This is a genomic window from Xanthomonas codiaei (assembly GCF_002939785.1).
GTDB classification, from domain to species: domain Bacteria; phylum Pseudomonadota; class Gammaproteobacteria; order Xanthomonadales; family Xanthomonadaceae; genus Xanthomonas; species Xanthomonas codiaei.
Genome location: NZ_MDEC01000006.1, coordinates 147,566 through 166,856 on the forward strand (window position 1 = coordinate 147,566; position 19,291 = coordinate 166,856).

Annotated in this window: 15 protein-coding genes, 2 other RNA genes and 1 pseudogene; 11 read left to right on the top strand and 7 right to left on the bottom strand. The window is 67.0% G+C overall.

The genetic code is table 11. From position 1 onward, the window contains the following. Positions 1–10: 10 nt before the first annotated feature. Together tilS and XcodCFBP4690_RS06450 are read right to left on the bottom strand one after the other, a co-directional pair. A complete protein-coding gene (tilS, locus tag XcodCFBP4690_RS06445) occupies positions 11–1,312 on the bottom strand; it encodes a tRNA lysidine(34) synthetase TilS (protein WP_410049703.1) in 1,302 nt (433 codons plus the stop codon). 207 nt (positions 1,313–1,519) lie between these two features. Further along, positions 1,520–3,250 (bottom strand): alkaline phosphatase, encoded by a 1,731-nt coding sequence (locus XcodCFBP4690_RS06450; protein ID WP_104540165.1) that lies wholly within the window; start codon positions 3,248–3,250, stop codon positions 1,520–1,522. A 115-nt stretch (positions 3,251–3,365) separates the two neighbouring features. On the opposite strand from XcodCFBP4690_RS06450, the gene XcodCFBP4690_RS06455 reads away from it, so the two are divergent. Beyond that, positions 3,366–4,706: a dicarboxylate/amino acid:cation symporter gene (locus XcodCFBP4690_RS06455; protein WP_104540166.1), complete on the top strand. Its 1,341-nt coding sequence runs from the start codon at positions 3,366–3,368 to the stop codon at positions 4,704–4,706. Between the two features lie 9 nt (positions 4,707–4,715). Beyond that, entirely contained in the window at positions 4,716–5,543 is an 828-nt protein-coding gene (locus XcodCFBP4690_RS06460; RefSeq protein ID WP_104540167.1) for a class I SAM-dependent methyltransferase, read from the top strand. Positions 5,544–5,556: 13 nt separating this feature from the next. Here XcodCFBP4690_RS06460 and XcodCFBP4690_RS06465 read toward each other — a convergent pair whose 3' ends face one another. Next, positions 5,557–6,291, bottom strand: a complete 735-nt coding sequence (locus XcodCFBP4690_RS06465; protein WP_104540168.1) for a hypothetical protein — start codon at positions 6,289–6,291, stop codon at positions 5,557–5,559. Positions 6,292–6,628: 337 nt separating this feature from the next. Between XcodCFBP4690_RS06465 and XcodCFBP4690_RS06470 the strand changes: the two genes are divergently transcribed. Further along, complete coding sequence (locus XcodCFBP4690_RS06470; protein WP_104540169.1) at positions 6,629–7,120, top strand: acyl-CoA thioesterase; 492 nt, start codon at positions 6,629–6,631, stop codon at positions 7,118–7,120. A gap of 231 nt (positions 7,121–7,351) precedes the next feature. On the opposite strand, the gene XcodCFBP4690_RS06475 is transcribed toward XcodCFBP4690_RS06470, so the two are convergent. Both XcodCFBP4690_RS06475 and XcodCFBP4690_RS06480 read right to left on the bottom strand, forming a co-directional pair. After that, complete coding sequence (locus XcodCFBP4690_RS06475) at positions 7,352–8,101, bottom strand: C40 family peptidase (protein WP_104540170.1); 750 nt, start codon at positions 8,099–8,101, stop codon at positions 7,352–7,354. 109 nt (positions 8,102–8,210) lie between these two features. After that, positions 8,211–8,753 carry a C40 family peptidase gene (locus tag XcodCFBP4690_RS06480; protein ID WP_146091854.1) on the bottom strand — a complete coding sequence of 181 codons (543 nt, stop codon included), beginning with the start codon at positions 8,751–8,753 and terminating at the stop codon, positions 8,211–8,213. A gap of 110 nt (positions 8,754–8,863) precedes the next feature. Between XcodCFBP4690_RS06480 and XcodCFBP4690_RS06485 the strand changes: the two genes are divergently transcribed. The 7 genes and pseudogenes from XcodCFBP4690_RS06485 to XcodCFBP4690_RS06515 all read left to right on the top strand — a co-directional run bounded on the left by XcodCFBP4690_RS06485 (position 8,864) and on the right by XcodCFBP4690_RS06515 (position 14,255). Beyond that, positions 8,864–9,343 carry an FKBP-type peptidyl-prolyl cis-trans isomerase gene (locus tag XcodCFBP4690_RS06485; RefSeq protein WP_104540171.1) on the top strand — a complete coding sequence of 160 codons (480 nt, stop codon included), beginning with the start codon at positions 8,864–8,866 and terminating at the stop codon, positions 9,341–9,343. Positions 9,344–9,400: 57 nt separating this feature from the next. Beyond that, positions 9,401–9,475: non-coding RNA, sX9 sRNA (locus XcodCFBP4690_RS06490), on the top strand. A 233-nt stretch (positions 9,476–9,708) separates the two neighbouring features. After that, complete coding sequence (locus XcodCFBP4690_RS06495) at positions 9,709–10,953, top strand: DUF418 domain-containing protein (RefSeq protein WP_104540172.1); 1,245 nt, start codon at positions 9,709–9,711, stop codon at positions 10,951–10,953. A 189-nt stretch (positions 10,954–11,142) separates the two neighbouring features. Continuing rightward, positions 11,143–11,433, top strand: a pseudogene (locus XcodCFBP4690_RS06500) (FAD-dependent oxidoreductase); the annotation flags it as partial. After that, a complete protein-coding gene (gene gorA / locus XcodCFBP4690_RS06505; RefSeq protein ID WP_104540173.1) occupies positions 11,430–12,800 on the top strand; it encodes a glutathione-disulfide reductase in 1,371 nt (456 codons plus the stop codon). The pseudogene XcodCFBP4690_RS06500 and the gene gorA, both read left to right, overlap by 4 nt. Before the next feature lie 317 nt (positions 12,801–13,117). Next, positions 13,118–13,525, top strand: coding sequence for an MGMT family protein (locus tag XcodCFBP4690_RS06510; RefSeq protein WP_146091852.1), 408 nt, complete (start codon positions 13,118–13,120; stop codon positions 13,523–13,525). A gap of 40 nt (positions 13,526–13,565) precedes the next feature. After that, the gene (locus XcodCFBP4690_RS06515; RefSeq protein ID WP_104540219.1) at positions 13,566–14,255 is read left to right on the top strand and encodes a rhomboid family intramembrane serine protease; all 690 of its coding nucleotides are present in this window, start codon (positions 13,566–13,568) and stop codon (positions 14,253–14,255) included. 309 nt (positions 14,256–14,564) lie between these two features. On the opposite strand, the gene XcodCFBP4690_RS06520 is transcribed toward XcodCFBP4690_RS06515, so the two are convergent. Continuing rightward, a complete protein-coding gene (locus XcodCFBP4690_RS06520) occupies positions 14,565–16,577 on the bottom strand; it encodes a M13 family metallopeptidase (RefSeq protein ID WP_104540175.1) in 2,013 nt (670 codons plus the stop codon). A gap of 170 nt (positions 16,578–16,747) precedes the next feature. After that, positions 16,748–18,847 carry a M13 family metallopeptidase gene (locus XcodCFBP4690_RS06525; RefSeq protein ID WP_104540176.1) on the bottom strand — a complete coding sequence of 700 codons (2,100 nt, stop codon included), beginning with the start codon at positions 18,845–18,847 and terminating at the stop codon, positions 16,748–16,750. A gap of 267 nt (positions 18,848–19,114) precedes the next feature. Between XcodCFBP4690_RS06525 and XcodCFBP4690_RS06530 the strand changes: the two genes are divergently transcribed. Then, positions 19,115–19,190: non-coding RNA, sX9 sRNA (locus XcodCFBP4690_RS06530), on the top strand. Positions 19,191–19,291: the final 101 nt, after the last annotated feature.

Consider the following 19,291-nt stretch of genomic DNA (forward strand, 5'->3'; position numbering starts at 1 on the left):
GCCAGGGCGGTCAATTCGCCTGGCTGCTTGCCTGCCAGTGCAGGCTGGCGTGGTTGTCCTGCAGCCAGGCGTGCAGGGCGCCCGAAACGATGCGATCGCCGGCGGCCAGCACTTGCGCACCGTCGCACAGGATGGGCAGGCGCTCGCGTTGCCACGGCGGCAGGTCCGAGGCCTGCAGCAGGTGCTTGAGCCGATGCGAGTGACTGCGCTGCGGCAGCACGATGCGCTCGCCGCCGTGACGGGCGCGCACCAGCAACGGGTGAGCGAAGCGCAGCGCTTGAGGCGCGTGCAGGGCGAGCTCTGCACCATCGGGCAGCTGCAAGGGCTGGGCGCCGTCCCAGTACGCGGACCACTGCGCTGGCCAGGTTGCCGTGGGGCGGAGCAGATACAGACACTGGCGCCAGCGTCGCACCTGGACTTGCTGCCAGGCGAAGCAGGCCTGGCGGTCGGGCGCGGGGAGGTCGATCTCCCGCAGCAACGCTGCCACGCCTTGCGCAGGGAGCGGCGGCGCGCCCGCCGCGTTCGCCCAGGCGCGCAACAGGCGCGGCTGGCGTGCGGCGGGCTGCGCCGCGAGCAATTGCAGATCCAGCGCGCCACGTCGGGTGAGCAGGGCCGGCAGCAGCGCCAGATCGTCGTGCAGCAGCAGGTCGCCGGCGTCGGCGCTCAGTTGCGCGCTGCGTGCCAGGGCCTCGCTGGCCTGCGGCCACCGTTGCTGCAACACCGGCAGCACGGCGGTGCGCAGGAAATTGCGGTCGTAACGTGGGTCGGCGTTGCTGGAATCGTCGATCCACCGCAGGCCGTGCGCGTGTGCGTAGGCATGCAGCTCGGTGCGTGCGTGCGCCAGCAACGGGCGCCACAACGTGCCGGCGGCGAATGGCCGCTGCGCGCGCATGGCCGCCAGCCCATCCGGGCCGGAGGCACGCAGGGCGCGCAGCAGGAAGGTCTCTGCCTGGTCGTCGCGATGATGCGCCAGCGCCAGCCATTGGCCGCATGCAAGGGCGTCGGCAAAGGCGGCGTGGCGCGCCTGGCGGGCGGCCGCTTCCAGTCCCAGGCCGCTATCGCGTGCGACCTGCACGTGCACGATCTGCAGCGGGACGCCCAATGCGTCGCAGGTCCGCTGGCACTGCGCCGCCCAAGCATCGGCATCGGCGTGCAGGCCATGATGCACGTGCAGCGCGCGCAGGCCGTGGTCGCGATAGGCCTGCATGGCGGCCAGGGCATGCAGCAGCACCGTCGAGTCCATGCCGCCGCTGTAGGCGATGAGTACCGGGCCGGGGGGTGTTACAGGCAGCAGTGACAGCGTGGCAGTCATCAAGGCCTCGCGCTGCGCAAGGATCCCATGGTGCAGACGACACGCGGCCGGCCGGCGATCGATTGCATCCCGCGGGCTGGCTGAGTCCGCACACCCGCCTTGCAACGACGTGCACCGATGGCGTGCCGGCCGCCGCCAATGGCCAAGCACCGATCCGCCCATCGCGCGGCGCGCGCGCCTGTCCGTTGCCGCACTCCGGCCGGCATCTCAGCGCCTGCCCGCCGCCTCGAACGTGGCCGGCTTGGGCAGTTCCACCGGTACCCCGGCGGCATCGCAGGTGCCGGCCTTGCACAGGCGTTCGCGCAGCCGCGGGGTGGCCTGCACGATCACGTGGTAGATCACGTTCTCCTCCAGCGTGCCGCGGAACGCGGCGCTGCCCGGGCCGGTGGCCCAGATGCCGACGTCTTCGCCGCCGTGGGTTTCGGACTTGGTCGCCACCAATGCTTCCTGCATGTAGCCGGGCGCTTCGGTGTCGACGTGGGTCAGGTCCGGGCGGCCGGATGCCGGCTCGCTGCTGCTGGGTTCGTGCGGGTATTTCTTGGAGCCGGCCGGCTGCGCGTTGCTGGCGCCGGTGTAGCCGGGGCCATTGGCGTAGCTGAGCGTGGTGTAGGGCTGGCCGGCCATGTCGGTGGCCAGCTGGGTGCGGTCGCCTTCCTCGCCGCCGGTACCGCGCACCTTGCCCAGAATCGGGTTGCCGCGCACCGGATAGCCCACGAAATTGAGCGTGTGCGAATGGTCGGCGGTGACGATGATCAAGGTGTCCGGCGGTGCGGTCTGCACGGCAGTGCGTACCGCATCGGACAGCGACACCGTTTCGTCCAGCGCGCGATACGCGTTGCCGGCGTGGTTGGCGTGGTCGATGCGGCCACCTTCGACCATCAGCACGAAGCCGTTGGGGTCGCGCGACAGCGACTGGATGGCGGTGCGGGTCATCTCGGTCAGGCTGGGCTCGCCCTGCGGGGTGCGGTTGCGGTCGTGGTCGAACTGCATGTGGTCCGGTTCGAACAGCCCCAGCAATGCCGGTGCGCCGGCTGCGGCCTGCAGCTGCTGCTGGTTCCAGACATAGGCGCCCTGCGGGTGCGCCTGCTTCCATTCGGCGACCAGATCGCGCCCGTCCAGGCGCAGGCCGACCTTGTCGTCGTACTCGGGGTCGCGCTCCTGCACGGTCTGGAACTGGCTACGGCCGCCGCCCAGCACCACCTGCGGGCCGCGGCCGTAGCGGGCGGTGGACAGCAGCTGCTGGGCGATGTCCTGGCAGCCGGCAGCGCGCGCGGCCTCGGGCAGGTCGGTGTCGTTTTCCCAGTTGCGCTCTGGCGAGTGCGCGTAGGTGGCCGCTGGGGTGGCATGAGTGATCCGGGTGGTGGTGACGATACCGGTGGCCATGCCGGCGCTGTCGGCCAGCTGCAACCAGCTCAGCAGGCCCTTGTTCAAGCTGTCGGCGCAGTCGCTGCGGCTGCCGCTGCTGACGCCGATCGCGCCCATGTGCGACTTCACGCCAGTGGTGATGGAGGTCATGGTGCCGGCCGAATCGGGGGTCTGCGAATCGGTGTTGTAGGTCTTGCTGAAGGCGGTGGCGGGGAACTGTTCCCACGACAGCAGATTCTCTTCGCCCGGGCCGCCCTTGCGCTGGCCATCCAGGATGCGCGCGGCCGCCACCGTGGTCAGGCTCATGCCATCGCCCAGGAACAGGATCACATTGCGTGCCTTGCCTGCCATCGCGCCGTTGCCGGCCGCACGCGCCGCGCCGGAGCGGTACCACCACTGCGGGGTCTCGCCGGCTGGATGCGTCACCGGCGGCACGTCCACCTTGATCGCAGCGGGTGCGGAGGCGATAGTGCCGGAGGAGGCGCAGGCGGCCACGCACAGCGTGGTCAGGGTGGCGAGGACGGGCAGGCGGTAACGCATCGGGTTCGAACTCGTGACTGAATCAGTGTCCATTATGCCGGCCCGTGTCCGTCGCACAGATGACACGCCGCTGTTCCAGTCCTGGCCTCGCGGGCAAGGCGCCCCTGCGATAAGGTGCATGCACTCTCCCCCCGGATGATTCGACGACATGAGACTGGTTGCGGCCTGGTTGCGCATTCCGTTCTGGCAGCGCGTGGTGGCCGGCTTCGTCCTGGGCGCGCTGGCTGGCTGGGCCATGGGGCCGGCGGCCGAGGTGTGGTTCGGTCCCCTGGGCGATCTGTACGTCACCTTGATCAAGATGATCGCCGTGCCGCTGGTGTTCTTCGCGGTGATCAATGCGATCTCCTCGCTGCACGGGCAGAAGTCGGTGGCGGCGCTGGGCGGGCGCACCTTCGTGTGGTTCGTGATCACCGCGGCCTTGGCCGTTGGCGTGGGGCTGGCGGTGGGCACGCTGCTGCAGCCGGGCGCCGGCCACTTCAATCTGAGCGTGGACTCCAGCTGGAAACCGCGCGATGTGCCCAGCCCGATCAAGGTGCTGCTGGACGTGGTGCCGTCCAATCCGTTCTACGCGCTGACCGGCATCGGCACCAAGACCAATGCCGCCGGCGAAACCGTGCTGGCGGCCGGGCGCGGCTCGATCCTGCCGGTGATCTTCTTCGCCGCGCTGTTGGGCTTTGCGATGGTCAAGCTCGGCGAGCGCGTGGCCGATGCCCGCAAGCTCACCGCGCAGATGAGCGACATCATGATCCAGGTCACGCGCTTCGTCCTGGAGATGACCCCGCTCGGCACCTTCGGCCTGATCGCCGGGCTGGTCGGCAGCTATGGCTTCCAGAAGCTGCTGCCGTTCGGCAGTTTCGTGCTGGCGCTGTACCTGGCCTGCGCGATCCACATCGTGGTGGTCTATAGCAGCCTGTTGCTGGTGCATGGGCTGAATCCGTGGAAGTTCTTCCGCGGCGCAGCGCCGGGCATGCAGGTGGCGTTCGTCAGTTCGTCGAGCTTTGCCGCGATGCCGGTGGCGATGCGTTCGATCACGCATAACCTGGGCGTGAGCAAGGACTACGCCGCGTTCGCGGTGCCGCTGGGCGCCAGCATCAAGATGGATGGCTGCGGTGCGATCTTCCCGGCGTTGTGCGCGGTGTTCATCGCCCAATACACCGGCGTGCCATTGACCGCCAACCAGTATTTCGTGGTGCTGATCGCCTCGGTGCTGGGCAGTTTCGGCACCGCCGGCGTGCCGGGTACGGCAGTGATCATGGCCACGGTGGTGCTGAGCGCGGCCAACCTGCCGCTGGAAGTGATCGGGTACCTGTATGCGATCGATCGCGTGCTCGACATGATGCGCACCATGACCAACGTGACCGGGCAGATGCTGGTGCCGGTACTGGTGGCCAAGGAAACCGGCCTGCTCGACAAGACCGTGTACGACGCCGCTTCCACCAATGTGGGGTTGGAAGATCCGCCGGCGGACAGCGCCAAGCCGCTTCGCTGAGCGCGGCCGATGACGGTTGGATTTCCCGTGCTGCGCGAGCGCCTGGCGCAAGTGAACGAGCTGGAGATGGTCGACGGCGTGTTCGTGCAGCGCAGCCTGGCTGCGGATCCGTTCGAGGACCGCTACCTGCAGGTGCGCCGGCAGGAAGGCCGGGTGTATACCGATGCCCAGGTCCGCAGCCTGCCGCATCCGGGCGGCACGTTGGGTGCCAGCCTCGAATGGCAGGTGCGCGCGCTGTCCAGCGCGTTGCTGGTGCAACACCTGCGCACGCAGGCGGGCGAGGGCGCCATCCTGGAACTGGGCTGTGGCAACGGCTGGCTGTCGCACCTGCTGGCACGGGCGCTGCAACGCGACGTCTGCGGCGTCGACGTCAACCGCACCGAGCTCGCCCAGGCCGCACGCGTGTTCGGCCACGAGCAACGTCTCAGTTTCGTCGCCGCCGATATCCAGACCGTGGCGCTGCCACGCGATGCGTTCGATGTCATCGTGATGCCGGCCTGCATCCAGTATTTCCAGGATCCGGCCGCCTTGGTACGTCACCTGCTGGCCCAGCTACGCGATGACGGCGAACTGCATATTCTCGACAGCCCCCTCTATGCGGATCGACAGCGCGCCGCCGAGAGCGCCGCGCGCAGCCTGCGCTATTTCACCGGGCTGGGTGTGCCGGCGTTGGCCGGGCAGTACCACCAGCACACCTACGCCACCTTCGACCCATTCCAGGTGCACTGGCTGTTCGATCCGCGCCGGCCCGCCGCGCGACTTGGGCGATTGCTCAGACGGCGACAGCCGCACTTTCCCTGGCTGTGTCTTCGCAAGCAGGACAACGTGGGGCGGTGACTGGACGGCGGCGTCATCGCGCCCGTATCGCCTCCATCACCGTGCTGGCTTCAGGCACCTTGTGCTGGGCAACTGCGCCGACGACCATGAAGAATGCCAGTACGCCGACGAACGGCCAGATCGTGTGGCGCACGCACACCCACCACCAGCCCTGAACCTGCACGCCGCGCATCCGTCGATACAGGCCCCCCGCCAGCGCGGCGTCCACCAGCAGCTCGGCCATCAATACCGGTGCCGACCACACCACCCAGGCCGCAGCAACCACCGCGACTGCGGCGGCGGCCAGCAATGCCACGATCGCCAGGGCCGGCAATCCAGCATCGCCATCGATGAAGTCCGGAAGCGCGTTGTCGCCCGAAATTTCCGGGGCCGATGCTGGTGGCGCGCTCCATGCGCCGGAACTACCTGCGCCTGCGGAACTGCCCCCGTGTCCGGCCCAGGCGGAAGGATCCTGCGCGGCGTCACCGCCAAGGTCGACGCAGTCGCCCACCAGGTCGCCGTCCATATGGCGGCGCCAGTGCACCCACATCCACATCAGCAGCAGAAACAGGCTGTAGGCGGCAAGCGTCGCCATCGGATAGCGCACCACCATCGCGTCGACTCCGGCATTGCGTAGCAGGAACGACGCCAGCAACCCACCGGTGGCGGTGAGCAAGACAATGGCGCCCATCTGCAACCGCGGCCATCCGTCGCGTTCCAGTTGCTGGCGTGCATGGTCGATGTTGAATCGTCTTCGTTGCGATCTCACACATTGCTTCCTGCTGCGGGCAACCGCTTGCCCGGATGCCGAGAGTAAGTGACTCTCGAGGGTGCCTGCACACGAACCGATCAAGCCGCGCCTGCTTCCGGCCGCGCATTGCTGGCCGTCAAAGGTTTGATGGGTCCGAATCTGGCAAGTTTCGGATACCCGGTCATGGAAGGCGCATCGCCGGCATCTCGTTGCCAGTACACACTGTCAGCTGGGAGAAGCCACGGCGCGGGCCATGGCCGTCCTCTTTTGCCAATGCATCGGGAGATGCGTGCCATCCCTCCATCGCACGCGCACATGGCACACTTTCCAGCCCATCCCCCAGCGAGAGCGTGCAGTGATTGGCCAACAGCGTGATCTGACATTTCGTTTCCTGGCCGAGCCCAGCGACGTCAATTTCGGCGGCAAGGTGCACGGCGGGGTGGTGATGAAATGGATCGACCAGGTCGGCTTTGCCGCCGCCAGCGGCTGGAGCGGGCATTACTGCGTGACCGTGGCGGTGGGCGGTATCCGCTTCGTGGCGCCGGTGCGTATCGGCGATCTGGTCGCGGTGTCGGCCAAGCTGGTCTACACCGGGCGCAGCAGCATGCATTTCGCCATCGACGTGCGTGCACGCAGCCCGATGGGCGGCGACTCGCGCCTTTGCACCCACTGCATCATCGTGTTCGTGGCGATGGACCCGGACGGCGTCACGCCGGTGGAAGTGCCTTCCTGGCGGCCGGATACGCCCGAAGATCAGCGCCTGGCCGAGTACGCGCTCAAGGTGATGGAGCTGAGCAAGGGCATCGAGGACACCATGGCCCATTACAAGGCCGATGCCTCGGGTTAATCGATAGGCCGTGAGTCAGGGGCCATCCGGCCCGGTGGCAGGCACGTGGTGGATGCATCGCGTGGCCCGGCCCGCCTGGCCGTACCGACAGCTGGGCGCCAGCGATGGCAGAGGGCATTGCCACATGGCAGTCACATGACCGGTGTCGCGCCTGCATTGCGCCACGCAACGCATAAAAAAGGCCGCGGGAGTGCCGCAGCCTTCTATCGTCGACGCAGAGCGCCCGGGACGTTACAGCACCCGGCGCGCCTGGATGAACTTCTCGCTCCAGTAGCCGCTGGCGAGCGAATCCACGCGCACGTCCTTGCCGCGGCTGGGCGCATGCAGGAACTTGCCGTCGCCGACCACCAGGCCGACATGATCGATGCGGCCGCGCTTGCCGAAGAACACCAGGTCGCCAGCCTTCAGCGCGTTCGGGTCCTTGATCAGTTCGGCCGATTCGTCGCGGGCGATGTCACGCGAGACGCGTGGCAGGTCGATGCCCAGTGCGGTCTTGAACACATAGCCGACCAGGCCGCTGCAGTCGAAGCCTTCGGTGGATTCGCCACCCCACACGTACGGGGTGCCAAGCAGGGCCATGGCGCGCTGCAGGATCACCTGCACGCGGCTATCGGCCACGGCGTTCTGGGCAGCGTTGGCCGCGCTCTGCGACACGTCGTAGTTGGCGAGCAGGCGGCTGAGGTCGCCGGCGAACATCGCCGAACGGTCCATCAACGGAATGGCGTCGTTGGCAGCAAGGTGCGGAAGCAGGGCTGCCAGGGTAGCGGTGGCAGCGGCGTCGGCGCGGCTGCGGGTAGCGGCTTTCTCGGCGGCGACGGCGCTGTCTGGCGTGGTCGTCTGCGGAGCGGATGGGGCGCTGTTGGCGGTTTGCGCCAGAGCGGGCAGTGCGGCAATCCAGAGGGCGGTGGCGCAAAGCAGGCGGAGCGGTTTCCGGAGCGGAAGCGGGGCGGCGCCAGGGTTGATCTGTTCGTCGTTCGTCACGCGGGAATCACAATTCTGCTGTCGATGCGGGATGATGCCCTGGTGAACGAATCGTTACGTTCAAAAAAAGTTAACTTTCCGTTTTATGACTTGTGATTTGCGTCACACTTCAGTGCAAAACCCGCTTCGAACCTGAATAATGGTCACGCCAGTAAGCTCCGTCGAGGAAATCCAAGCGGACCGTACCGCCAGTGGTCGGGGCGTGCACGAAGCGGCCTTCCCCCACATAAATTCCGACGTGGGTCACGCTGCCGCCGGAGCCGAAAAAGACCAGGTCGCCGGTTGCCAGCTTCTCGGGTGAAATCCGCGGTCCCTGGATGGCGGCCAGGTCACGCGAGGTGCGCGGCAGCGACAGCGCCAGCACGTCCTTGTAGACGTAGGTGACCAATCCGCTGCAGTCGAAACCGGTGTCCGGCGTGTTGCCGCCGTAGCGGTAAGGCGTGCCGACCAAGCCAAGGGCACGCATCAGGATGTTGTTGGCGGCGGCCGGGTCGGCCGGCGTCACCTGCGGCCACACCCGCGCCGACGGCGGCGGAGCGGACGGACGTCGCACCTGCGGCTTTGACGAACAGCCGCCCAGCAGGAGCAGGCCCAGCAGCAGACAGGCCGTCGCGCGGTGCGCGCGAGCGGCGAAAACTGGCGTGATATGCATGGAGCCGGGATAATGGGCGGTTCGGAAGGTCGCCATGATGGCGGCGCACCCGGCGGCCGACAAGCCGTCCTTCACCCTCTGCCACCGGGCAGCCTCATCCAGAGCCACGCATGAAGATCGAAAAAGACAGCGTTGTCCGCTTCCACTACACCGTTTCGGAGATCGGCCAGGAGCCGATCGAAAGCTCCAAGGAGCGCGATCCGTTGGCGATCCTGATCGGCCACGGCAACATCATTCCCGGCCTGGAAGCGGCCATGATGGACAAGCAAGCCGGCGAAAGCTTCGGCGTCGACGTCAAGGCTGCCGAGGCCTATGGCGAATACCGCGAAGGCCTGAGCCAGCGCGTGCCCAAGAAGCACTTTGGTGCCACCAAGCTGGTGCCGGGCACGCAGGTGGTGCTGCAGACCAATTTCGGCCCGCGCGCGGTCACTGTGCAGAAGGTCGGCCTGAGCGTGGTCGACGTCGACCTCAATCATCCGATGGCCGGCAAGGACCTGCATTTCGATGTGGAGATCATCGAAGTGCGCGAGGCCTCGCAGGAAGAGCGCGACCACGGGCATGTCCACGGCGACGGCGGACATCACCACTGACAGCGGCCACCAAAGCGACTGTGCAGCCGCCAGGCGTGGCCGGTGTGCGGAATCGGCAGGTGCCCTCGTTCACACCGGTTCCGCCGCGCCGCCGGCACCCACCTGTCGACTGTTGACGACGTTTTGTCATCTTTCCCTAGCACAGCGAACAGCACACCTGCGCCACCACGCGTGGGCGACGGTGGCTGGTCCGGTTCGGCCGGTGCCACGCCTGCATCCAGGCGCCCAGACTTGGCCGATGCCCGCTGCTTGCTGCGCAACGCCCGATTGACGCGCTCGATAAGGGCCGTGTCCCCGACGGCCCGCCATTCGGCGGGCCGTTTGCATTGTGCGCGGCCACCGTGCGCCCTGATGTCTGAGCTGCGATGACGCCACGCGACCTGCTGTTACCCACTGCCGCACACGAACGCATCGCCGTGCTGGATGTGCTGCGCGGCTTTGCGCTGCTCGGCATCCTGCTGATGAATATCGAAGCCTTCGTCGGCCCGCTCGACTTGGCCATCAGCGGCGTGGAGCCGCACTGGCACGGCGCCGACCGCCTGGCCGATGCGCTGGTCTACTTCTTCGTGCAGGGCAAGTTCTACACCTTGTTTTCGCTGTTGTTCGGCATGGGCTTTGCGGTGATGGCGCAGCGTGCCGAACAGGCCAGGCGCGGTTTCTACGGAATGTATCTGCGTCGCACCGCCGGCTTGCTGGCGATCGGCCTGGTCCACGCGCTGCTGTTGTGGTCCGGCGACATCCTGGTGACCTACGCGCTGTTGGCGGTAGTGCTGCTGAGCACGCGCAGCGCACCGGTGGCGGCATTGCCATGGCTGGCCGCGCTGGTCTACGCCGGCGCGCCTGCGTTGGCGTTGGTGTCCGGTTTCGTCGGTGCGATGTTGCAGGCCGATCCGGCATCGGCGGTGGAGTGGAAGGCCGCCATGGCCGAGGTGGCGCAGCAGAGCGTGGCCAATGTGCAAGCGCAACGCGCCGCATTCGGCAGCGGCAGCTATCTGCAGGCCACCGCGCAGCGCTGGCAGGATCTGCGCCATGCACTGAGCGGGCTCAGCATCAACGCCCCGGCCATGCTCGGCATGTTTCTGCTGGGCGGCTGGTTCGTGCGCAGCGGTGCAATCGCCGCGCCCGACCGCTTCCCGCGCCTGTTCCGCGCGTTGCGCTACGGCGCCTTGCCGTTGGGATTGGCGGTGATGCTGCTGAGTTACGCGCTGGCGCCGTGGATGGACCCGGCGGACCTGGGCATGCGGGTGTGCACGGCCTTCGCGCTGGCACTGGTTGCAGGGCCGCTGATGAGTCTCGGCTACGCGGCGTGGGTGATCCGTTTCGCATCGCATCTGGCCTGGCTTGCGCCTGCCGGGCGCATGGCCTTGAGCAACTACCTGCTGCAGTCGCTGCTGTGTACCTGGATTTTCTACGGCTACGGGTTGGGCTATTTCGAACAGCTGCCGCGCGTGTGGCAGCTGCCGTTCGCAGTGGGGGTGTTCGCCGTGCAGGTGGTGGTGAGCCGGTGCTGGTTGCGTTGGTTCCGCTTCGGGCCGGTGGAATGGCTGTGGCGCAGCGCAACCTATCTGCGGGTTCCGCCGATGTGGCGCGGCCAGGCGCCTAGCCAGTAGCGGCTGGCGGGCGCGAGAACGTGGCGGTGATCGGTGCCGGTGGAAGTGGTCCGGCGGTGCGTGTCCTTGCTGCGCTTTGTGCACCGGTGAGTGCGTGCGACTGGCAGTCCAGCGCGCAGGCGTGCGGCGTTGCTGCGCGATACGCGCCAGCGCCTGGAAGACCAGGTGGCGCACTTCCTGCCATGACGCCAGCTCACTGTCACGCGCCTGGCGGCGCTGGAGCGTGCGGCGGACACGTACCTGCACGTGCCCTGCGAGCTGGTGGTGATCGGGCGTCGGCAAGGGTGGCGGCCGACGACCTGGAACGATGCACCGGTGCTGGGCGCGATAGTGGGCCGTCCTCACGTCTGGCTCGCAGCCGGACATGGCATGCTCGGAATCGGCACGAGCACTGCAAGCGGACAACTAATGACCGATCTGATCACCGGCCGCGCACCTGCGCTGCATCCGCATCGCGACCGGGCGGGGCGCGAGGCATGAGTGCGCGTTACGACTACGACGTGCTGGTTCTGGGGGGCGGCTCCGGCGGTCTGGCCGCAGGATTTCGTGCCGCCAAGCATGGCGCACGAGTGGCGATCATGGAGCCTGGCGAGCTTGGCGGCACCTGCGTCAATCTCGGATGCGTGCCAAAAAAAGCCATGTGGCTGGCGGCAGACCTGGCCGGCAAGATCGAACTGGCCAGCGCACTCGGCTTCGATGTGCCGCGGCCGACACTGACGTGGGAAGAGCTGGTTACGCACCGGCAAGGCTATATCGCCAACATCCACGCCAGTTATCGGCGTCGCCTCAACGAGGACGGCGTGGTGCTGATTCCGCAACGCGGCGTCCTGCAGGACCGCCATACCGTGATGGGCGGCGATGGCATCGCAGTGACCGCCGAGCACATCGTGATCGCAACCGGCGCGCATCCCGTGCGCCCGGACGTGGACGGTGCCGAACACGGCGAGGTATCGGACGATTTCTTCAATCTCTGCCATGCACCGGCGCAGGTGGCGATCATCGGCGGTGGTTACATCGCGGTGGAAATCGCCGGCCTGCTGCAGGCGCTTGGCAGCCGTGTGCATCTCTACGTGCAGGGCGAGCGCTTGCTGGAGCGCTTCGACGCCGAGCTCACTCTGCAGTTGGCCGACAATCTGCGCCACTTGGGCGTGCGCCTGCACTTCGGGTTCACCACCACCGGCCTGGAACGCGATGCGCAGGGCGGCTTGCGTGTGCATGGCCATCCGCTGCACCCCCGCGAGCAGGGCAACGACGTGTTCGACAAGGTGTTCTTCGCCGTGGGCCGGCGCGGCAATACCGCCGGCCTGGGGCTGGAGGCCGTCGGCGTGAGAGTGGGAGACAAGGGCGAGGTACTGGTGGACGATGCGCAGAGCACCAACGTGCCCACGATCCACGCGATCGGCGATGTGGCGGGCAAGGTCGGGCTGACGCCGGTGGCGATCGCGGCAGGGCGCAAGTTGATGGATCGGCTGTTCGGCAATCAGCCCGATGCGCGCATGGATTACGAAAACGTACCGAGCGTGGTGTTTTCGCATCCGCCGCTCGGCCACGTGGGATTGACCGAAGAGCAGGCGCGCGCACGTTACACCGGTGCGGTGCGCGTGTACCGCAGCAATTTCCGTCCGATGCTGCATGCGCTGGCCGACGCTCCGCAGCGCAGCCTGTTCAAGCTGGTCTGTGTGGGCGACGAAGAGCGCGTGGTCGGTGTGCACCTGCTGGGCGAAAGCGCCGACGAGATGCTGCAAGGCTTTGCGGTGGCGGTGAAGATGGGCGCCACCAAGCGCGACTTCGACGAGACGGTGGCCATCCATCCCACCTCGTCCGAAGAGATCGTGTTGATGCATTGAGTGGGTGTGGACGGTAGCGGGGAATCAAAGCCCCTTTCCCTGCGGGAGAGATAAGGGGCTCGAACGACACCCCTTCTCCCTGGGGGACATCGTCCTCCTTCATGGGGGAGGAGGGGCCCCGAAGGGGCGGATGAGGGTACGGGCGCAGCCTCGTGTCCTTTCCACCCTGGGCAGCTTCGCCGCCACCTACCCTCACCCCAAAGCCTCTCCCGAGGGGGGAGAGGCTTGCAGTTTTTCCATTGCGAGGCTTGTCACCTCCCTTCGCTTGGAAGGATTCGATGCGCACGCTTACGTCCATCAGCTGGCATGCTTGCGCGATGTCGACATCTCGCCGTTCCATGCCGTCCCCATCTGCCAGTCCTGTCAGGCGAGTCGCCTCCAAGGAGGAGGCGCTGTCCGGCGAGCAGGCGCGGCTGCGAATTCTCGAGGTGATCCACGCGATTCCGGCGGGCGAGGTCGCCGGATACGGGGAAGTCGCCCGGCGCGCCGGCCTGCCGGGCCGTGCGCGGTTGGTGGCGCGCGTACTCAGCGGCAACGAGGACCCGCAGTTGCCCTGGCACCGCGTATTGCGCAGCGATGGGCGGATCGCGCTGCCCGAAGGCTCGGCAGGCTATCGCGAGCAATGCCAGCGCCTGCGCGCCGAAGGCGTGCAGGTGATGCAGGGGCGGGTGCGGCGCGCCACGGCCGCGCAACGGCTGGATGCGGCCGTGTGGGGGCCTTCATAAGCCTGCCGCTATCATGGGCAGCCTTCCGAAGGATGCCGCCATGCCTCAATTGCCGCCCGTCACCAAAGCATTGTTGATCGCCAACATCGGCCTGTTCCTGTTGCAATGGGCTGTGGGCGACCTGGGCGCTGGCGTTCTGCCATCCGATAGCGTCCTGTCGTGGCTGATGCTGTGGCCGCTGTCCAATGGCTTCGACGCGTTCTCGCCGGGCGCCAGCTTCATGCCCTGGCAGTTGTTGACCTACGCGTTTTTGCACGGTGGCTTCAATCATCTGTTCTTCAACATGCTGGCGCTTTTCATGTTCGGTGCGCCATTGGAGCAGACCTGGGGCCAGAAGCGCTTTCTGACCTACTACCTGGTGAGCGTGGCCGGCGCCGGTGTGTGCCAGTTGCTGATGGCGTGGTTCACCCAGAGCGGTGCGCCGGTGGTCGGCGCATCCGGTGGCGTGTTCGGTCTGCTGCTGGCCTACGGCATGCTGTTCCCCAATCAGCGCGTGATGCTGCTATTTCCGCCGATTCCGATGAAGGCACGCACCTTCGTCATCGTGTTCGGTGCGATCGAATTGTTCCTGGGCGCAACCGGCTGGCAGCCGGGCGTGGCGCATTTCGCGCACCTGGGCGGCATGCTGTTCGGCTGGTTGATGATCCGCTACTGGCGCGGCCAGCCGCCGTTCGGTGGTGGCAAGGGCGGCCGCAAGGGGCGCAAGCCGCCGCTGCGCGTGGTGCGCTGAGCGAAGCGGCACGCTGCCGGAATCCACATAACCCCGTAGGAGCGGCCCAGGCCGCGATGGGGCTCTACCGGTGGTGCCTGTCGCGGCCGGGGCCGCTCCTACAAGATGGCTTACTGGATTACGCGCGCGGTTGAGAGTGCGCAGTTGGCGCGTGATCCGCATAACCCCGCAGGAGCGGCCCAGGCCGCGATGGGGCTTTATCGATAGTGCCGGTCGCGGCCCGGGCCGCTCCTACGGAATTTCGCCGGCGGTGGACACAAAAAAAGAGCGCGGATTCCGCGCTCTTTCTGTTGCCACCTGCGAGATGGATCAGCGCCAGATCTTGATCTGGTCCGCATCCACGCGCTGCATCGGCTGACCGGCCTTGCAACTGAAGGCCGCACCGAACTCCGGCAGGTTGGACAGCGGGCCGTTGGTGCGCCACTGGCCGGGTGCGCGGATATCGGCGCTGGCGCGCTGCACCGCTTCATTCGGCGACAGCTGCTGCGCCCACAGGCCGGCCCAGGCGGTGAAGAATGCCTGCTTGTCGGCCTCGGTGGCCGCCGGCTGCGCCTTGCTGAAGGCCTGCCAGGCCAGTTCGACGCCGGCCAGGTCGGCTAGGTTCTCTTCGGCCGTCTGGGCGCCATTGACCTTGGCATTGGGCACGCCCGGGTACGGGTAGGCAGCGAACTGGTTGGCCACCTTGCCGGTCAGCTGGGTCCACAGCGCCTTCTCGGCCGGGGTCCACCAGTTGCGCAGTTCGCCCTTGGCATCGACCAGCGCGCCCTTGGCATCGATGGCACGGGTGAGTTCGTGCGCCACCAGCGCGCCGTAGGCGCCGTATTGCGCGGCCGGCGTGCTGCCGGCGCCCAGCACCGGGGCCTGCAGGACCGCGGCGGTGACGATCAGCCGGTTCTGCGCGATGTCGTAGGCCACGGCGGGCTGCTGCGGCAGGACGTCCCAGCGCCGGTCGGCATTGCCCTTGCCGATGCGCTTCATTTCCTCGCGATGACGCCAGGTCGAGGCGATCAGCATGTTGCCGCCGAAGCTGCCGCGGCCCATCGGCTGCACGGTGTAGTCCAGATCGCGGCGCGGCGCGCCGACTTCGATCTTGGTCGCGGCCAGCTTGGCCTTGGCTTCGGCAACCGCCTGGCCGTTGCCCCAGCCGGTGCGGTCCAGCGCGGCCAGCTGCGCATCGCGCACCTGGTCGGCGATGGCCTCGGCCTGGCGGCGGGTGTCGCTGCTCAGGTAACGCGCCACGTACTCGCGGCCGAGCATCGGGCCGGCGGCCACGTTGATCGCGTCCAGCACCTGCTGCCAGCGTTGCGGCGGCACCGCGTCGCCACGCAGCAGACGGCCGCGGAACTGGTATTCGGCATCGTGGAAGCTCTTGGACAGGTACGGCGCCATGGCATCGCCCACGCGCCAGCGCAGGTAGGCCTTCCACTGTTCCGGCTTGATGCTGACGATCATGCTGTCCAGCTGCTTGAACATGGCCGGGTCGGCCATGGACACCAGGTCGTCCTTGACGCCCTGCGCTTCCAGGAAGTCGGCCAGGCGCAGGTTTTTGTACTGCTTGGTCAGCTCCTTGGTGGCGATCGGGGCGTAGTTGTTGAACGGGTTGTTGATGCCCTGTAGCGACTGCGCGCTACGTGCCAGTGCGGTTTCGATCTGCAGCACCGAGGCGGCGTCGGCGTCGAGCTTGTCGGCGGCGGTGCCGGTGAGCGCCAGGATCTGCTTGACGTAGGCGCGGTAGCGGCCCATCAGCGCCTGGGTGTCGGCATCGGTGCGGGTGTAGAAGGCCGGGTCGGGCAGGCCCATGCCGCCCTGCATGAAGTAGCCGATATGACGGTCCAGCGCCTTGAGGTCCACATCCGGGCCGAAGTTGAAGCCGACCGGGATGCCCACCTGGTGCAATGCAGCGATCGAGGCAGGCACGTCCTTGGCCTTCTTGATCGCGTCGATGCGCGAGAGCAGGGGGGCGATCGGATTGGAGCCGTCCTTTTCGACGCCTGCTTCGTCCAGGCCGCTGGCCCAGAAATCGCCCAGCAGCTTCTGCACATTGCCCTGCGGTGTTTTCATCGCGGCGTCCAGCAACTCGCGTTGCTGCTGCAGCGCACGGTCGGACAGCTGGCCCAGTGCGGTCACCGCACCGGTCTGCGGCACCGGGTTGGCCTTCAGCCAGCTGGCATTGGCGTAGTCGTAGAAGTTGGTGCAGGCGGCGGACACGGCCGGCGCCTTGGGCGCGGCCTTCTTCTTGCGAGCGGCGTCGGCGTCGGGGGCGGACAGCAGCGCGATCAGGCTGAAGCCAAGAGCGAGGGCAAGCGGGCGAATGGTGGGCATCGAGAAGAAGGGTGGCCAGAGTAAAGTCGGCGGAGTTTAGCAAGGCCGGAGGCTGCGCAGGCAGGCCGCAACGCCGGCTCGTCCGTGTCGCGCGCCGTCGGCATGAACGCGACAGGCCCGCGGATGCGGGCCTGTGCGTACAGCGCGTTGGTGGAAGCGCTTGCAGCCGCTTACCAGATCACCACGCGGTCCTTGTCCGGCCGCACCATCGCATCGCCTGCCTTGCAGGAGAATGCCTGGGCGAACTGCGGCATGTTGGAGGGCGAGGCATTGGCACGCAGGTGATCGGGCGCATGCGGGTCGCTGGCCAGGTAGACCAGTTGCTGCTGCTTGCGCACCTGCCCGCGCCAGCTCAATGCGAAGCTCAGGAAAAAGCGTTGATCCGGGGTGTAGCCGTCGATGGTGACGGCCCGCTCCGGATGCGCACGCAATGCGCTCTGCAGGGCGTCGTAGGCGACATTGATGCCGCCCAGGTCTGCGATGTTTTCGCCCAGGGTGAGCTTGCCATTGACGTGCAGGTCGGGGCGGTCGGGCAGTGGGGTATAGGCATCGAACTGTTTGACCAGTGCTTCGGCCCGCTGCTCGAAGGCCTTGCGATCCTGCGGCGTCCACCAGTTGACGTTGTTGCCTGCGCCATCGAACTGGCTGCCCTGATCGTCGAAGCCATGCGTGGCTTCATGCCCGATGACGGCTCCGATGCTGCCGTAGTTCAGCGCATCGTCGGCCTTGGCGTCGAAGAACGGCGGTTGCAGGATGCCTGCCGGAAAGTTGATGGAGTTGGTGCTGGGGTCGTAATAGGCGTTGACGGTCTGTGGCGTCATCATCCAACGCGTGCGGTCGGTGGGCTTGCCGATCTGAGCGATGTCGTAGCGATAGTTGAACTTGGACGCCGCCTGCAGATTGCGGTAGTACGCGCCGGGAACGATCTCCAGCCCGGACCAGTCGCGCCAGGTGTCGGGGTAGCCGATCTTGGGAAGGAAGGTTTCCCACTTGGCGAGCGCCTTGGCCCTGGTTTGCGCGCTCATCCAATCGACATTCTCGATACGCGCCTTGAGCGCAGCGCGGATGTTGTCGACCAGTTCGCCGGCGCGCTGTTTGGCCGCGGGCGTAAAGACCTTGGCCACGTAGAGCTGGCCCAGGCCTTCGCCCATGCTGGTGTTGACGCTACGCAGCACACGCTTCCAGCGTGGCTGTTGTTCCGGTTGGCCGGACAAGGTCTTGCCGTAGAACGCGAAGTTGTTGTCGACGAAGACCTTGCTGAGCTGTTTGGATGCGTCGTCGATGGTATGAAAGCGCAGATAGGCCTGCCATTGCGCGATCGGTGCGCTGGCGAGCTGGCGGTCGAATTCTGCGAAGAAGCGCGGCTGCGATAGCGAGAAGCCGGAACCTGCGTCCACGCCCTGAGCGGCGAAGAATCGCGTCCAGGAAAAGTGCGGCGTCAGCTTGTCCGCCTCGGCCAGGCTGACGAAGTGGTACTGATTCTGTGGCTTGCGTGCATCGACCCGGCTCAACGATGCGGCCGCCAGACGCGTTTCCAGCGCCAGCACATCGTTGGCTTGCGCCAGCGCTGCGTCCTTGGCGCTGCCGGTGAGTTCGAACGACTTGGCGATGTAGTCCAGATACGCCGCACGGATGGGCGCGTACTCGGCGGCGCTGTAGTACTCCTTGGTCGGCAATCCCAGGCCGGCCTCGGTGGCGAAGGCGATCTGCATGTCCGCCTTGCGGAAGTCTGCGCCGGCGCCGAAGTTGAAGACCTGCCCGTCGCCTTCGACGTAGCGGCTGGTGATGTACTCGGCCACCTGCTGGCCGGAGCTCAGTGCGGCGATGGCCTGCAGTTGCGGCCGGATCGGCTGATCCCCCGCGGCCTCGATTGCGGCTTCGTCCATGCCCGCCGCGTACAGCATGCCGATCTTGCTGGCTACCGGATCGGTGTGTGCGCCGGCCTGTTTGGCTGCGTTCTCGACAAGCTCGCGCTGCGTGAGCAGGCTTTGTTCCACCAGCACGTCGCTGACGCCCCAGCTGACGCGATCTGCCGGAATAGGATTGGCCTTGCGCCATTTTTCGTTGACGAAGTCATCCAGGTCCTGGCACGCGCTGGTGGACGCATCCAGCGCGCTGACGTCCAGCGTCGGCACCGCCGCCGCCTGCGCGTGCGGCGCTGCGGCCGGCGTGGTTGCTTGCTTGGGGGCGTGGCTCTCATTGGCGGGCTTGCAGCCGGCCAGAGCGACCAGCAGGGCCAGGGCGAGGGTGGAGGTCTTGAGCGGCGGCATGCGGATCGCTTCGATGAAAGAGCCAGGAGCATAAGCGTGCGCCACCGTGGCGGGGCGCGGGTTGAGATTTATTGAGACTTATCGGTCGCTGCGCGGCGACCTGCGTGGCGTGATCGGCACTGTTGAGGCTTTGGACGCCACCGACGTGTTTCATGGGTACGGCGCTACAGGCGCGCAGGAGCTACCGGGCGTGGCGCACGGCACCTAGAGCCGCTAGCAAAACGACTGCGCGGCCGCCAGGCGGGCGCGGTCGGTGCTCGGTGCGGCATGTACCACTCGTATATTGCGGTTCCTCCGCGCCGTCCGTACCCAGCTGACGAGCGCTCGCTACGTTTTGTTAGCCGCCCTCAGGCTGGTCGGCGACCAAGCCGATGTCTGATCGCTGGCGCTTTGTACGGCCACAGCCGCCGGCACTTGCGCCGACCCGCGCATCGCAAAAAAAAG